Below are 15,391 nucleotides of genomic sequence, written 5' to 3'. Positions count from 1 at the left end.
TTTTGTCTCCGTGGTTCTGTTCCACGCGGCTCTTCGCTACTTGGTGTTGCGGGCCAGTTCGAGGGCGTACTCCGGGTACCAGTCCCCGGCCTTCGGGCCGCCCTTGCAGTCGCCGTCCGACTCCCCCGGCCGCTTGACCCAGAGATAGGCGGCGACGAGTGGATCGTCCGTCTTCGTCGTCGGCGGCTCACCGAGCGCACGGCCCGGCGGGTTGCACCAGTTCTCCTTGGGATCGCCCTGGGTGTAGGGGCCGTTGCCGTTGCGGCTGGTGTCGATCACGAAGGGCTTGTTGCCGACCTTCACGGACAGCTTCTTGCCGAAGTCCTTGCTGGCGGCGGTGGTCTGGAAGTTGGAGACATTCACCGCAAAGCCGTCGGCCTGGGCGATCCCCGCCCACTGGAGCGGCTCGAAGAGCGAGTCCGGATGCGACCAGCCGGCATTGCCCGCGTCCAGGTAGACCTTGGTGGCGGGCTGCTTCTTGAGCCGGGCGATGGCGCCCTTCAGCAGGTCGTAGCGCTCTTCGTGATACGTGTCCGGGGTGCAGCCGTCCACGAGGTGCAGCACCGCGTCCGGCTCGAGCACCACCGTGGCCGGCCGGTCGCCGATGCCCTTGGCGACCTTGTCGACCCACTCGCGATAGGCGTTCCCGTCAGCGGCGCCGCCCTTGGAGAACTGGTCGCAGTCGCGGTGCGGGATGTTGTAGAGCACCAGCAGGGCCTCACGGTCGACCTTCTGCGCGGCTTCGGTGAACCCCTTGGCCTCGGCCTCCGGATTGTCCGGCCCGATCCACTCGCCGACCGGCTGTCCTGCGATCTTCCCGATCAGGGCGGCTTCCTTCTTGTCGCCGCCCTCGCTGTACTCGGCGACCTGCCGGGCCGCTTTGCCGTCCGGATTGACCCAGTACGGGTCCATGGCCTTGGGCTGCTGTGCGATGGGCGGCCGGTCGTCCCCGCCGTCATCGGACGAACATCCCGACAGAAGCAGCGCGAGGCCGACCGCTCCCACGGCCCCCGCGGTTCGGATGGTGACCGCTGCCGCTCGCGTCCCCGCTCCCCGGCGGGCCCGCCCGGCGAAACTGCCGTACATCCACTCCCCCTTGGTGCATCGTGCATGGCGGCCGGGCCACATCCGGCATTCCGCCCGGACAAAGACCGACCGGAACGCATCCTGTCAGATCCCGCGGGCGTCCGTCAGATAGGCCGAGACCACCACGTTCGCCGTGTAGGACTGTGTGGCGCGGTCGAACGTTCCCCCGCAGGTGATCAGCCTCAGTTCGGCCCTGCCCGGTTGCCTGGCCCCGTACACCTTGCGGGCGTCGAACCGGTCCCTGCTGACGACCTGGACGTCATCGATGGTGAATTCGGCGACCGAGCCATCGGTCCGGGTGACACGGATCTTCTGCCCGGCGCGGGCCGCACTGAGGTCGTAGAAGACCGCCCGCTCGGAATCGGTGTCCACATGCCCCACGAACAGCGCGGCACCCTCAGCGCCGGGCTGAGTGCCGGATCCGAACCAGCCCACGGACCCCGCCTCGGCGTACGGCGGCGGGTCGATCCCGCCCGCCGCGTCCAGTCCGCGCATCACGACCGGGGCCTTCACTCCGATCGAGGGGATCTCCACCCTGCTGGGCCCCACGGGTTTCAGCGGATCGCGCGCGGGCGGCAGCGGCACACCGGGCGGCCTGCCCACCGCGGCCACATCACCGGTCCTGGGAGCCGCACCGGCCGCCCCGTCTACGGCGCCGCGCCCCCACAGCCAGAGGCCGAGCAGCAGGACCACCCAGGCCACACCCGTCAGCAGCCGGCCGCTGCCCCCTCGCGCGGGGGCAGCGGCGTCGCCGGACGACGATGCCACGGCCGTCAGTCCTTGTCCGTCGCGTCCGCGCGCCGGCGCCGTGCACCGCGGAACGCGATGGTCACGGCCGCCACAGCGGCCAGGACCAGCCCGACCACGGTGTGGGTGGTGCCGGGTCCCCGCTGGTCGCCGGTCCGGGAGCCGTCGGCGGCGAAGGACGTGGCGGTACCGCCGCCACCGGCTCGTACCGGGGCGTAGGGGGTCTCGTCCGAGCCGGGCTCGCTCCCGGAGTCATCGTCCCCGTCGTCCCCCTCGCCGCCGCCGTCGTCCCGCTTGTCCCGCCCCTCGTCCTTCTTCTTCTCGTCCTTCGTGTCACGCGGCTTCTCGTGCTGCTTCTTGTCCTTGTCCGCGTCCTTCTTCTCGTCCCCCCCGCCCTTCTTCTCGTCCGGCTCCCAGGTCTTGTTCTGGTTCCAGCTCTGCTCCGGCTTGGGGTTCCCCTCCCCGTCACCCTGCTGTGGAGCGGCCTGGACCGCACCCAGCGAGCCGTACTGCTGCCGGCCGCCGCAGTCGACACCGATGAGCGGGCCTCTCGAACCCCCGACCCCGGACATCTCGGCGTCCAGGACGTACGCGCCGGGCGCGGCGAATCCCGCCCGGCTGTCGCAGTCGGCAGCGGTTCGACCGCCGCCCTGCGCCGCGTACACGGGCCCGGCCGTGGATGCCAGCATCAGAAGACCGCCTGCCGCCCCTATGACACGGAGAGCAATGAACACAGAACGCATTGTGAACCTCCTGGTATCAGTAGATTCACGCGGTTTGCCCGTTTCCGCATCTCCGGGGAACCCGGATGGGCTAACTCAGACTCTGTCGACGAGGTCCGCGATCGAGTCGACGACCTTGGACGGGCGGAAGGGATAGCGGTCCACATCGGCCGGCGTCGTCACGCCTGTGAGCACCAGGAACGTCTCCATGCCGGCCTCGAGACCGGCCAGCACATCGGTGTCCATCCGGTCCCCGATCATCGCGCTGGTCTCGGAGTGCGCACCGATCGCGTTGAGCCCGGTGCGCATCATCAGCGGATTGGGCTTGCCCGCGAAGTACGGTTCCTTGCCGGTGGCCTTGGTGATCAGCGCGGCGACGGAACCGGTCGCGGGCAGCGGGCCCTCGAGACTCGGACCAGTCGCGTCCGGATTGGTTCCGATGAAGCGGGCGCCTTCGTTGATCAGCCGGATCGCCTTCGTCAGCGCCGTGAAGCTGTAGGTGCGGGTCTCTCCGAGGACGACGTAGTCCGGTTCCTGGTCGGTGAGGATGTAGCCGATGTCGTGCAGGGCCGTGGTCATCCCCGCCTCGCCGATGACATAGGCGGAGCCGCCCGGGCGCTGGTCGTCCAGGAACTGAGCGGTGGCCAGGGCCGAGGTCCAGATGTTCTCGACGGGCACGTACAGGCCCATCCGGGTCAGCCTGGCGTGCAGGTCGCGCGGTGTGTAGATGGAGTTGTTGGTGAGCACCAGGAAGGGCTTGCCGGTTTCCCGGAGCTTCTTGAGGAAGGCGTCGGCCCCCGGGATGGGCACGCCCTCGTGGATGAGAACGCCGTCCATGTCGGTGAGCCAGGACTCGATCGGCTTGCGCTCTGCCATGAAGCGGACTCCTGCCGTACGCGCGGTGCGATGTGCTGCTGTGTGCGATGTGCTCCGGGTCTTGCGCTCCGGGCCTTTCGCCATGGGTCTTGTGGGAGCGGGTGCTGTGGAAACGAATGCCGGGGGAGCGACGCTGGGGGCGCCGTCACGGCGATGTACCGGCGCCCCCAGCCTAAAGGCTGTCCCGCACGGGAGGCCGTGGATCAGACGGCCGTGACCCTGACCCCGTCGATCACCCAGTACCAGTTGTTGCGGCCGGTGTACCGGAACCGGAAACTCACGCTGGAGGCACCGGCCGGGACGGGCACGGTGACCGACTGCGGCTGTGAGACCACGTCCGAGGTGTAGCTCTTGACGACGCTGGGCGTACCACCGTTGAAGGAGGCCAGGATCTGGGCGGTCTGGCTGCCCTCGTGGCGGTACAGGGTCGTGAAGTCGAGCCGCACCGTGCCGGCACCGCTCACGGTGTACGCCGGGCTGACCAGCGTGGAGTCGTAGCCGCCCGAGTTCGACTTGTCGTCCCACTCGTCGGAGTCGGCGACCGCGAAGACGCCCCGGGCCCGGATGTTGAGTTCACGCCACTGGTCGCGGTGGGTACGGGACCAGAACTCGTCGGTGGCGAAGGACCAGCCGCGCCACTCGGTCACTCCGCCTGTGCCCATCGCGTTGTTGATGACCGACCAGCCGCTGGGGGTGGTGTGGGTGAAGCCGAGTACGGAGGTCGGGATTCCGGTCTCGTCCACCCGGGTGGTGAGCGAGGACTGGAGCACGTCGAAGGGGTCGGCGGAACGCTCCTGGACGGGCTTGCCGTCCAGGCCCCATGCCGGGTCGGGGGTGATCTCCAGCTGCCTGAAGACAGTGGCGGCGACATCGACGAGCCGGGTGTCGATGGGGCGGGCACCGGCGGCGATCCCGGGGCCCTGGGCGAGGACGAAGGTCCGTCGCTCCTCGATGGAGCTCCCGCCGTGGCCGCCCGCGTCCTTGTGGCCGTGGTCGGTGGCGACGATCACGGTCCAGCGCTCGGTGGCGTAGGACGGACGGGCTTTGACGGCGGCGAGCAGGCGGCCCACGTACGCGTCCTGGGCTGCGATGGCGTCCAGGTACGTCTGGCCGGTGCCCTGGCTGTGGGCGACCTCGTCGGTCCGCCCGAAGTACACGAACAGAACGTCGGGATTCTGGTGACGCAGAATCGACTCGGTATCGGCCGCGATGGTGGCGTCATGGCCCTCGTAACCGTCCGCGTCCCCGTTCAGCACGAGTTTGGCGTCGGCGCCGGGGGTGACCGTGCCCTGGGAGTCCAGCGCCTTCCAGTCGACGGCGGCGTACGTCGACAGCTCCGGGCGCACTTGGGCGAGACGGGCGAGGAAGCCGGGGTACCTGCCGTAGTTCTTGCCGATGAAGGTGTTGTCCCGCACACCGTGTTTGTCGGGCCAGACACCGGTGGAGATGGTCGACCAGCCGGGTCCGGACGAGGTCGCGGCCATCGGGTAGGAGTAGAGCAGGGACGTGCCGTAGGTGCCGTTCGCCATCATCGACTTGAGGTGCGGGGCGTTGGCCGCGTCGATCCGGTCGTGGCGCAGTCCGTCCATGCCGATCACGAGCACCTTGTCCTTGCTGGTGCCGTTCGGGAGGGTCGGGGCCGCGGCACGGGCTGCCGGTGCGGTGACCAGGGACGTGGCGGTCGTGGCGGCGACCGCTGCGGTCGCGGTGCCTGCGGCGAGCACGGTACGGCGGGGAATGCCGGGGGTCGGCATCGGGAGTTCCTCCGTCGGAGTGTGGTGACCTGTGGATGAGGTGCGGTATGTCGTGCCCAGCCCAACGCCCCTGCCGAAGCAGGGGCGTTGGTCGGCACCGTTATATATCCACGGCAGCTCGGGGGTCACCAGGGACGGCGGATGAACCTTCGGCTTCCAGTCAGTGCCCACGGCCGCTGTTTCCGCTCGGTGCGGCCGGCCGGTGCACCCAGCCGGTGCCTCCTGCAGGCGCCGTGGTCAGTGGCGCCCGGTGCGCACCTGGTGGGCGCCCGTGAGGAGCATGCCTGCGGCGGTGAGCAGGGCGGCGATGGCGGCCATGACCCCGATGTCGGCGCGGTTGCCGGTCTGGGCGAGTTCGTTGGGGTCGATGCCGGTGCCGGCGCTGGGGGTGGCTTCGAACGGTGTCCGCAGCGGGGTCTGGAACAGCGACTCGTCGGATGCCAGCAGGCTGAAACGGTAGTCCGCCGACTCCCCCACCCAGTCGCCGTCGGCACCCCGACGCTGGACGACGGCGGCATTGGCCACGACCGCGTCGGCAGGCGTGTCACCGGCGGGGAAGGCGAGGCGCACGGACACGGTGACGCTGCCGCGAGCGGGGATGACGAAGCCCTCGAACTCCCCTGCGGCCAGGACCTTCCCGGTGCCCTTCGCACCTCCGAACGCCCCTACGGCCTCTCCCTCGTCGGTGGCCACGAAGGTGACGGGCCGCCATGTCCCACGCCCCTCGTCCAGGAACTCCATCCGGATCCGGGCGGGGGTGAGCGGATGGTCCCGCCCGGTGAGCACGACGACGGGGTAGATGTGCACACAGGGCTGGGCGGTGGTGTTCGTCAGCACGACGGAGAACGCCCCTGAGGCGGAGCCGGCCCGGTAGGAGGCCGGACCGCCCTCGATCCTGGTGCCGATGGGCAGGCCCTGGGCGCGTGCGTTGCCGCAGAACGGCTCGGGTGACGTCGAAGGCGTCGAGGCCGACGGCAGGGGCGGAGCCGGTGCGGCAGCGGCCGATGCCTGCCCGGGGAGTGCGGCGGGGAGCGCCGCGAGGACGGCGGCGGGGGTGATCACGGCGGCTGCCAGTCCGGTGGCGAGGGCGCGGCGCATTCGCATGGGAGACCCTTCGCTCGGGGACAGCCTGCGGGCACGACGCGCACGACCCTGCCATGCATGAGCCCGCTGCCCGCGGAACACCGCGCATAGCCGGTCGGACAGTCACACCATTACGCCCGATCGGCCCAAGATCCGGACCTGATCCTCAGCCGGGTCCGTTGTCTTCGGGCCCGACCCTCAGGCCGGACATGCCGCGTTCGGGCCCGGGGCGCTCAGCCCGGGTACGACACGAACGCCACCTCGGCCCGCCCGAACACCGGCGCGAGCACCAGCTGGGCAGCCCCCTCGGCCACCCTGTACGCCCCGCCGCCCGCCGGTGCCACCAGCATCCGGCTGCGCGAGGAGAGCGAGGAGCGTACGCCCCGTACGAAATCGCCCTCGGCCGCGGCGACGACCCGGCCGCCGAGCAGCACCTGCTCGATGTCGAGCAGCGCCGCCAGGTTGTCCACACCGACTCCCAGCACCCGCGCGGCTTCGGCGATATCACCGCGCTCGGCGGCTGCCAGGCACATCACCTCGATGCAGCCTCGCTTGCCGCAGGCGCACGGGGGCCCGTCGAGGTGCACGACCTGGTGGCCGAACTCACCGGCCCCGGTCTGCGCTCCCCGGTACAGCGCCCCGTCGAGCACAAGGCCCGCTCCGATACCGGTGCCCAGATGCAGATAGGCGAAGTCCCCGACCTCGCCGCGCAGCAGCAGTCCGAGTGCGGCGGCGTTGGTGTCCTTGTCCAGGACGACCGGGAGGCCCAGCCTCCGGGCCAGCTCGTCCCGCAGCCGGTAGCCGTCCCACTCCGGATAGCCGGTGACGCGCAGCGGCACTCCTGTGCGGTGGTCGAGGGGCCCGGGCATGGCGACTCCCACGCCGAGCACCCGCGCGAAACGCTCTCCGCTCTGCTCCGCTGCGGTGGCGGCGTCCGCCGGTCCGGGCTCCTCGTCCTCCGGCGTGACGGCCAGGGAGTCGGTAAGCAGCGCGCGTACCTGGTCCCCGATCCGTCCGGTGACGACCTCCGGACCGGCGCCGAGATCGGCCGTGACGGCCCGGCTGGCCACCTGGGCACCGGACAGGTCCAGCAGCACGGCGGTGAGCTCGTCCCGGTCCATCTGCACCCCGACCGCGTACGCCGCCGAGGGGACCAGCCGCAGTACGGTGCGCGGCTTGCCCCCGGTGGAGGCGCGCCGGCCCGCCTCGGTGACGAGCTGCTCGTCCCGGAGCCTGGCCGTGATCTTGCTGACGGCTTGCGGGGTCAGTCCTGTGCGCTCGGCGATCTCGAGTCGGCTGATGCCGTCCTCTCCCGCCGCACGGAGCAGATCGAGCACCAGTGCCGCGTTGTGATTGCGGAGCAGGGGCAGGTTGACGCCGGGGCCGACGCCCCAGCCGCCCGCCGCTGCCGTACCGGCCGCAGCAGCGGCACCGGCGGCCTCTCCTGCCGCCCCGATCGCTCTGGCCCAGTTCACCCTCACCCTCCCATTGTGCCCGCCGCTTGCAGTTTGGCAACAGCGTTGCTTAAGTGGAGGGGTGACACGTCGTGCTTCCTCCCCCCTGCGCGTCGGCCTCGTCGGCTACGGCCTGGCCGGGTCGGTCTTCCATGCCCCGCTGATCGCGTCGACCGCGGGCCTGGTCCTCGACAGCGTCGTGACGTCGAGCGAGGAGCGCCGTGAGCAGGCGCGGGCCGCGTATCCGGGGGTGCGTTTCGCCGCCGCTCCCGAGGAGCTGTGGTCCCGCGCGGACGAACTCGACCTGATCGTGATCGCCTCCCCCAACAAGACGCACGTGCCGGTGGCGACCGCGGCTCTTGAGGCCGGTCTCCCGGTGGTCGTGGACAAGCCGATCGCGGGTACGGCGGCCGAGGCGCGCGCCCTCGGCGCCCTGGCCCGGGAGCGCGGCCTGCTGTTGTCGGTGTTCCAGAACCGGCGCTGGGACAACGACTTCCGCACCCTGCGCAGGCTCATCGACGGTGGTGAGCTCGGCGACGTCCTGCGTTTCGAGTCCCGCTTCGAGCGCTGGCGCCCCCAGCTCAAGGGCGGCTGGCGCGAGTCGGGTGCTCCCGAGGAGTTCGGCGGACTGCTCTACGACCTCGGCAGCCATGTCGTCGACCAGGCACTCGTCCTCTTCGGTCCTGCCGTCCGGGTCTACGCGGAGTCCGATGTGCGCCGCCCCGGTGCCCAGACGGACGACGACACCTTTATCGCCGTCACCCATGCGAACGGGGTGCGCTCTCATCTGTACGTGAGCGCCACCGCGGCCCAGCTCGGCCCGCGCTTCCGGGTACTCGGCTCGTCCGCGGGCTACGTCAAGTACGGCCTCGACCCGCAGGAGACCGCCCTGCGGGAGGGCGTGCGCCCGGGCCCCGGGGACACCTGCTGGGGCGTGGAGCCCGAGCAGCTCTGGGGCAGGCTCGGTTCCGGTGAGTCCCCGCTCACCGGTGGCGGGCACCCGGTCGAGACTCTGCCGGGCGACTATCCGGCGTACTACGCCGCGATCGCCGATGCACTGCGCGACGGCACCCCGCCCCCGGTCACCGCCGAGGAGGCCGCCGCCGCCCTGGACGTCCTGGAGGCGGCCCGCCGCTCCGCCCGCGAGGGCATCGCCGTGGAGCTCGGCTCATGAGCGGCCTCCCGAACGCGCCGGGCATCGATGTGCTGGAGGCCCAGGAACGGCAGCTCGTCCTCCACCGCTTCACCCATGACGACGCCTGGCAGCTCGGCACGGTGCTGGTCGAGCTCGCCCGGGAGCGTCGGGCGCCTGTCACGATCGACATCCGCCGTGGCACACAGCAGCTCTTCCACTGCGCGCTGCCGGGCACATCGGCCGACAACGACGCCTGGATCGGCCGCAAGCGGCGGGTCGTGGAGCGTTACGGCGAGAGCTCCCTCCTGGTGGGCAGCAGGTTCCGGGCCAAGGGCACCACGTTCGAGGCGTCGTCGCGTCTCGACCCGGACCAGTACGCGGCCCACGGTGGTTCGTTCCCGATCCACGTCGATGGCGCGGGCGTCATCGGCACGGTCACGGTCTCCGGCCTCCCCCAGGCCGAGGACCATGCGATGGTGGTCGAGGCGCTGACCCGCCTCATCACCACCTGACGCCGCGGAGGGGGTGAATCCCCCGCACCTCCTCCGCGGCTCACCTCTTCTGCGCCTCCCCCTCGCCTCTCCTTACGCGTCCTTCAATTCCTGCCGCTGGCGTCCGAGTCCGTCGATCTCCAGCTCGACGACATCACCGGCCCTCAGATACGGCCTGGGCTCCGGCTGCCCCAGTGCCACACCTGCGGGCGTACCGGTGTTGATCACATCCCCGGGGTACAGGGTCATGAACTGGCTGACATAGCGCACCACTTCGGCCACCGGGAAGATCTGGTCGGCAGTGGAGCCGCGCTGTTTCAGGTCGCCGTTGACCCAGAGACTGAGCGTCAGCGCCTGGGGGTCGGGCACTTCGTCCCGCGTCACCAGCCAGGGCCCGAGCGGGTTGAACGTCTCGCAGTTCTTGCCCTTGTCCCAGGTGCCGCCGTGCTCCAGCTGGAAGGCGCGCTCCGATATGTCGTGCGCCACCGCGTAGCCCGCGACGCACGCGAGTGCCTCGTCGCGCGACTCCACATAGCGGGCGGTCCTCCCGATGACGACCGCCAACTCCACCTCCCAGTCCGTCTTCTCCGCGCCCCGCGGCACCAGCACGATGTCGTCCGGGCCCACCACCGTGTCGGCCGCCTTCAGGAAGACGACGGGCTCCGTGGGCGCCGTGGCACCGGTCTCGGCCGCATGGTCGTGGTAGTTCAGCCCGATGCACACCACCTTGCCGACGCGTGCCAGCGGCGGGCCCGTGCGCAGCCCGGCCGCGTCGAGCACAGGCAGCCGGCCCGCTTCGTCCGCAGCCCTGATCCGGTCCAGCCCGCCATCGTCGGCGAGCAGCCGCCCGTCGATGTCGCCCACCAGCGCGGACAGATCCCTCAGAGTCACCCCGTCCCGGTCGAGCAACGCGGGACGCTCCGCCCCCACCGGTCCGACACGCAGCAGTTTCATGGCCTTCTCCCTGTGGTCGAGGTCATCCCGACAGGTACGGCCGATGGGTGCGGCCACCGGAGGTTCAGCCGATCCTCCAAGCCGCCCGCACGCCTCGCAAGCCCCCTTTCACGGACTGGACCCTTACTCGGCGGTAGCCAGGGCTCCCGCAGCGGGCATGTCCCGGTACAGGACCACCCGCTCCACCGCGCTCCAGACCGTGCTCGTGACGACATACAGCGCAGCCGCCAGAGGCACCACGGCCACCGTGATGAGGGTGACGAAGGAGAGCAGGGGCACCACCTTCGCGACAACCCCCATGCCCTGCAGACCCGGCCGGCCCGCCGGCCCCGGCTGCGCTGACGCCGCGAGCTGCCGCCTGGTGCGCACAAAAGTGAACGTGGCCACCGCCCCGACGACCGCGAACAACCCCAGATACACCAGCCCGGCGGCCCCGAACACCCCGCCACCGCCGAGCGCCTCCAGCCAGCGCCCGCCCAGCGGGGCCCCGAACAGCTCCCCGCCCAGACCGCCCCCGGTGAACACCTGGTACAGCAGGAAGAACGCAGGCGCCTGCATCAGGCTGGGAAGCAGCCCCGACAGCGGTGACACCTTCTCCTTGGCATGGAGCTCCAGAACCGCCTGCTGGAGCCGCTCCGGGTGCCGGCCGTGCCGCGCACGCAGCGCCGCGAGCTGCGGCGCGAGCCGCGCCCGGGCCTTCTGCCCCCGCGCCGCGGCCCGTGAGAGCGGAAGGACGGCAAGCCGCACGAGCACCGTGAACAGGATGATGGCGACGGCGGTCGCGCTGTCCTGGAACACAGGCTGGACAAGGTCGGCGAGCTGCCCGACCAGCGAGGCGAAAGCGGACGTCAAGGAAGAGAAAGAAGCGAAAGCGGACATGGAAGCCCTCCGGGTCCCGTCGTGCCGGAAACAGATACGTCGGCATGACGGCACACGAAGAGGCACCGGGACCGGGCCTCAGGACCCACGGGTGGATGAAGCGGTCAGCTGCCCCTACGCGGCCGTCGTGAACGGACGGCCCGGGGCCCGGGGCCTGGGGCGCCCCGAGGCGTCGGGGTCGCGCTGCGGCAGGAAGGCGGTGCGCTGCTCACGGTCCCGAATCGCGGTCCGTATTCGGGTCCGCGGCACCCGAGGACCCGACCTCGAGAGCACCAGCGCACAGGACACGAGGGCGGCACCGACGGCGGCTGTGGCGGCGAGCGCGACGGCGACGGACAGGCCGATGCCCTCGGACAGGAACACCTCGACGAGGATGAACAGGAGCAGCACGAGCGGCTGCGCCATACGCCATGGTCGCGTGGTCATGGCCGCTGCCTCCTCTCGGAACTCGCCATCTCCGCATCTTTGATACGGACCTTCACTCGTTATACACGAGCAAAATCGATCGCGGGTTCCCCTGTGGACAACTCAGGACTCCCGCAACCCGCCGCCCCCGCAGACCCGTCCGGCACCCCAGACCCGTCCCACACCCCCCACGCACGTCACACGATGCGCGCCGCCACGACGGACCGCTGCGCGACGGTGTACGTCTTCGCAGTCCCCGCGTTGACGCTCGTCCGGTACCGCGAGAACTCGCCGGTCGCGTTGGAGGCGTAGAACATCATGTGCCCGATACCGACCCCTTCGAGGTCGCCGCCGTCCGCCACGCCCACCATCCTCGTGTCCGGGAACCGCGCATAGTCGGTGGCCCCGTAGACACCGTGCGGACTGGCGCTGCAGTCGATGACCTCCACCGCGTACTGGGTATCGCCGGAGACGTTCCCGGACCCCGTGTAGACGCCCTTGACGTCACGGACCATCACGATGTGGCCCGTGCTCCCCTCCACGCTGCCCTTGTAGTCGATGGCGATGAGATCGCCGGGCTGGAGGTCGGCGACCTTGCGGATCTTCTTGAAACGCGGGCCCGCCCCGGCATTGAAGGCGTCGTGGTAGTCCTCGGCCTCGGGGCCCCGGTCGTGGAAGTGCGTGGTGAAGTAGCCGTCCGTGGCCCAGGGGTAGGTGTATGCGAGGACGCGGGTCATGAACGAGGAGCAGCGGGCCTTGGCCACCCAGCTGGCGGGCTGCGACGGCTGCCCCCAGACCACCGACGGCGTCTCGCCGACCAGGTAGACGTTGTTGCTGCGGCCCCTGAGGCCGCTCACCAGGGCGACCTCATCACCTGTCAACGCCCTCGCGTAGGCCCGCACATCGGCGACGGAGCCCTTGAAGCGGTTCACCGGCGCGCCGTCCAGGCAGGCTCGTCCGATGTTGAAGCCCCGGGTCGCGGCCCATGAGATCGCCGCGTCGGCGCTGCCCTGCAGCACGCCGTCGACATACAAGTGGATCTTCGCGCCGTCCCACACCCCGGCGAGGTGCGTCCACAGGCCCGGCTTGGCGGGCAGCGAAGCGACCACCGTCGGCTTGGCCGTCTGGTCCTCGTCGCGGACCCGGAACGCCCAGGTCCCGGCGTCCGGGGAGTAATGGAGCAGGAAGCGGCTGCACTTGGCCCCGTCCTGGCTCACCGCCGTGTACCAGTTCTTCATGTCCGCCCCGTTCGCCGGATTGCCGGGGTCAGCCCCGCGCTCCAGGCCGTCGGAGAGCCGGACCCATGCCGAGACCGTGAAAGGGGACGCGGTGTCGAGCACGGACGCCGTGGCCGCGTACGCGTGGGGGGTGCCGTCGAAGGTCAGTTCCCCCGCCACCCGCAGGGCGCTCCAGCTCGCCCCCGCGCCCAGCGTGACGGCCCGCTCGTTCCCGGACCGATCCGCTCCGCCGCCGTCAAGCGGCCAGTGGCCGGCCAGCCCGTCGGGAAGATGCCCGGCGGCCAGCAGACGCTGGTACTGCACCATCCGGTCCGCCTCGATCAGATGCGGTACGGCAACGGGACCGAGCGGCGCGGGCGCCGCCCCCGACTCCGCCGCCGCGGCCGACCGCGCTCCTGCCGCCACACCGGACAGCGCTCCCGCGCCGATGACGGCCGCCCCGCCCAGCAGGCCTCGTCTGCTCACCATGATGCCGCCCCCATGCGTATATCAGCGAAATATCACCTGACAGGAAAATCCACTGATTGTAAGTGGCTGTCTCAGCGGGGTCGCACCGAGGCGAGCTTCCCCCACACCACGAGCCGGTACTTCGACGTGTACTCGGGCGTGCACGTGGTCATGGTCAGGTAGTAGCCGGGCCCGCCGTACCCGTACTCCGGCTTCACGCCGCTCCGCGGGACGGCCGCGATCACCCCGCCGTCCCGCGCGGAGGTCTGGGGCAACCGCTTGTCGACCTGGTAGGTGAACACGGCGTCACGTGTCTCGACCTCGACGGCGTCGCCCGCCCGCAGCCGGTTGATGTAACGGAACGGCTCGCCGTGGGTGTTGCGGTGCCCGGCGACCGCGAAGTTCCCGGGCTGCCCCGGCTGGGCGGTCCCTCGGTAGTGCCCGACGTACCCCTTGTCCAGTACACCGCGATTCGCCGTGCCCTCGGCGACCGGGGCGACCAGTCCCAGCCGGGGGACGCGCAGGATGGCATAGGCCCGCTCCCAGCGGGGCGCCTCGCGACGAGCCGGTGCCCTCGCCTCCGCCCCGCCGACCGTCCCTTCCGCTTCGGGGGTTGCGGCACCGTCCCCGGGATCACGCATGTGCTCCGCCGGCGCGGGCACGCCCCACTCCCGCTCCAGGGCCCGCACCTGGCGCTGTGCCCCGTCTCTCGCCTGCCGGTTGGTCCACCAGATCTGATGGCCGACGAGGAGCAGCACGACCACACCGAAGGTCACGGCAGCCTCGGCCAGGGCCCACAGCCCCCGGGCGAGCACGACCCGGCCATTGCGGCGCGTCCGCCACCGGTGGACGATCACGGGTATCCGCACGGCCGCACGATAAGGGCAGCGCCGACAACTCACCAGAGCCGTGAAGGGGCCTACGGCAGTACGGCCATACGGCAGTACGGTGTGCATCATGCGCCCCGACACGCCTGCCGACCACACCGCCGAAGCCGAGCGTCTGCTGCGCACCGCGGAGCAGTACCCCGAGGACAGTGAACCGCTGCTGCTCCAAGCCGCGGCCCACCTGGAACTGTCGGGCGACCGCACCCGCGCGACCAGCCTCTACGACGGCCTGCTCGCGGACGCCCCGGACAACCCGTACCTGATCAAGGCCCTGCAAGCGGCGAACCTGTGGGAGTACGGCCACGAGGCCGAGGCCCGGGCGCTCATCGAGGGCATCCGCGTGGCCGCCCCCGAGGAAGCGGCCCCGTGGGAGATCATCGCCGAGACCCTGGAAGCCCACGACGAGCTCGACGCGGCCCACGACACCTTCACCACCGCCGTCACGCGACTCATCGCCCCGGACGACGAGATCTCCTACGCCACCCAGTCCCTCCTCACCGGCCGCCACCGCGTCCGCCGCCTGCTCGCCCTCCCCCACGACGAATGGGACAACCTGGCCGACCACCTCCACACGGCCGCCGTCCCGCTCGACGAACTCCACGACCCCAACCGCCTCTGGGCCCTCGGCTCGTCCGACCCCACCGAGCTCCGCGCCGAAATCGCCCGCCTGCGCACCGAACTCGGCACCTACCGCGCAGCCCTCTCCCGCCCCTTCCCGGTCGCCGTGCTCCACTGGACGACCGGGGAACTCAGCGAACTCCTCACCGCCTACCCGGCACTGACGGCGGAGTACCCCGCCCACGAGACGCACCTGACCTCCATCGAATCCGCGCTGCGCGACCTCTCCACCGCCGGCACGGGCAACCTGGGCATCGTCACCGGCACGGTTCCCTCCTACGAGGCCTTCGCCGCCTCCGAAGCCACCTCCCCCGAAGACCCCCACCTGCTCCCCCAGTACGCCACCACTCTCGCCGCCCGCGGCCGCGCGATGCCGTGGCCGCCGGCGAAGGGGGCGGACTGCTGGTGCGGGACGGGAACGGCGTACAGGGAGTGCCACGGCGCCGACCGGAACTGAGTGACCCTCCTTCCCTGGGAGCCTCCGGCAACATGACCTGCACGCTGCCCTTGGACATCTCAGCAGCGCGCGATGCACCGTGAACAGAAGGGCAGGACTCGGCGGCTCACCGCGAGCGGGTGCCACCCGCGGGAGGCGGGTGGCTCGTACGATCCGGA

The 15,391-nt window shown here is 70.9% G+C and carries 15 protein-coding genes; 3 read left to right on the top strand and 12 right to left on the bottom strand.

From position 1 onward, the window contains the following. Window positions 1-36 precede the first annotated feature (36 nt). The 7 genes from ABZ532_RS22700 to ABZ532_RS22670 form a co-directional block, all read right to left on the bottom strand. Window positions 37-1,086, bottom strand: coding sequence for a glycoside hydrolase family 6 protein (locus ABZ532_RS22700; protein WP_361286543.1), 1,050 nt, complete (start codon window positions 1,084-1,086; stop codon window positions 37-39). A gap of 84 nt (window positions 1,087-1,170) precedes the next feature. Then, a complete protein-coding gene (locus ABZ532_RS22695; RefSeq protein ID WP_361286540.1) occupies window positions 1,171-1,854 on the bottom strand; it encodes a class F sortase in 684 nt (227 codons plus the stop codon). Between the two features lie 5 nt (window positions 1,855-1,859). Continuing rightward, on the bottom strand, window positions 1,860-2,567 hold the full coding sequence (locus ABZ532_RS22690) for a hypothetical protein (protein ID WP_361286537.1): 708 nt from the start codon (window positions 2,565-2,567) through the stop codon (window positions 1,860-1,862). An 84-nt stretch (window positions 2,568-2,651) separates the two neighbouring features. Continuing rightward, a complete protein-coding gene (locus ABZ532_RS22685; protein ID WP_361286534.1) occupies window positions 2,652-3,431 on the bottom strand; it encodes an HAD-IIA family hydrolase in 780 nt (259 codons plus the stop codon). A gap of 203 nt (window positions 3,432-3,634) precedes the next feature. Continuing rightward, entirely contained in the window at window positions 3,635-5,185 is a 1,551-nt protein-coding gene (locus ABZ532_RS22680) for an alkaline phosphatase family protein (protein WP_361286531.1), read from the bottom strand. Between the two features lie 237 nt (window positions 5,186-5,422). After that, window positions 5,423-6,289, bottom strand: a complete 867-nt coding sequence (locus ABZ532_RS22675; protein WP_361286528.1) for a hypothetical protein — start codon at window positions 6,287-6,289, stop codon at window positions 5,423-5,425. 212 nt (window positions 6,290-6,501) lie between these two features. Further along, window positions 6,502-7,743 (bottom strand): ROK family transcriptional regulator, encoded by a 1,242-nt coding sequence (locus ABZ532_RS22670; RefSeq protein WP_361286525.1) that lies wholly within the window; start codon window positions 7,741-7,743, stop codon window positions 6,502-6,504. Window positions 7,744-7,804: 61 nt separating this feature from the next. Between ABZ532_RS22670 and ABZ532_RS22665 the strand changes: the two genes are divergently transcribed. Together ABZ532_RS22665 and ABZ532_RS22660 are read left to right on the top strand one after the other, a co-directional pair. Continuing rightward, window positions 7,805-8,896 (top strand): Gfo/Idh/MocA family oxidoreductase, encoded by a 1,092-nt coding sequence (locus ABZ532_RS22665; RefSeq protein ID WP_361286522.1) that lies wholly within the window; start codon window positions 7,805-7,807, stop codon window positions 8,894-8,896. Next, the gene (locus ABZ532_RS22660; protein ID WP_361286519.1) at window positions 8,893-9,369 is read left to right on the top strand and encodes a heme-degrading domain-containing protein; all 477 of its coding nucleotides are present in this window, start codon (window positions 8,893-8,895) and stop codon (window positions 9,367-9,369) included. Before ABZ532_RS22665 ends, ABZ532_RS22660 begins: the two co-directional genes overlap by 4 nt. A gap of 72 nt (window positions 9,370-9,441) precedes the next feature. On the opposite strand, the gene ABZ532_RS22655 is transcribed toward ABZ532_RS22660, so the two are convergent. The 5 genes from ABZ532_RS22655 to ABZ532_RS22635 all read right to left on the bottom strand — a co-directional run bounded on the left by ABZ532_RS22655 (window position 9,442) and on the right by ABZ532_RS22635 (window position 14,134). Further along, window positions 9,442-10,302, bottom strand: coding sequence for a fumarylacetoacetate hydrolase family protein (locus ABZ532_RS22655; protein WP_361286516.1), 861 nt, complete (start codon window positions 10,300-10,302; stop codon window positions 9,442-9,444). 123 nt (window positions 10,303-10,425) lie between these two features. Next, window positions 10,426-11,181, bottom strand: a complete 756-nt coding sequence (gene yidC / locus ABZ532_RS22650; protein WP_361286513.1) for a membrane protein insertase YidC — start codon at window positions 11,179-11,181, stop codon at window positions 10,426-10,428. A gap of 114 nt (window positions 11,182-11,295) precedes the next feature. Beyond that, complete coding sequence (locus ABZ532_RS22645; RefSeq protein WP_361286510.1) at window positions 11,296-11,607, bottom strand: DUF6412 domain-containing protein; 312 nt, start codon at window positions 11,605-11,607, stop codon at window positions 11,296-11,298. A gap of 176 nt (window positions 11,608-11,783) precedes the next feature. After that, window positions 11,784-13,292 carry a LamG domain-containing protein gene (locus ABZ532_RS22640; protein WP_361286507.1) on the bottom strand — a complete coding sequence of 503 codons (1,509 nt, stop codon included), beginning with the start codon at window positions 13,290-13,292 and terminating at the stop codon, window positions 11,784-11,786. A 71-nt stretch (window positions 13,293-13,363) separates the two neighbouring features. Then, complete coding sequence (locus ABZ532_RS22635) at window positions 13,364-14,134, bottom strand: class E sortase (RefSeq protein ID WP_361286777.1); 771 nt, start codon at window positions 14,132-14,134, stop codon at window positions 13,364-13,366. 94 nt (window positions 14,135-14,228) lie between these two features. Between ABZ532_RS22635 and ABZ532_RS22630 the strand changes: the two genes are divergently transcribed. Continuing rightward, the gene (locus tag ABZ532_RS22630) at window positions 14,229-15,233 is read left to right on the top strand and encodes a hypothetical protein (protein ID WP_361286504.1); all 1,005 of its coding nucleotides are present in this window, start codon (window positions 14,229-14,231) and stop codon (window positions 15,231-15,233) included. The last annotated feature ends 158 nt before the right edge of the window (window positions 15,234-15,391 follow it).

Source organism: Streptomyces sp. NPDC019396, assembly GCF_040632375.1.
GTDB lineage: Bacteria > Actinomycetota > Actinomycetes > Streptomycetales > Streptomycetaceae > Streptomyces.
This window is presented reverse-complemented; position numbering and strand designations above follow the sequence as displayed.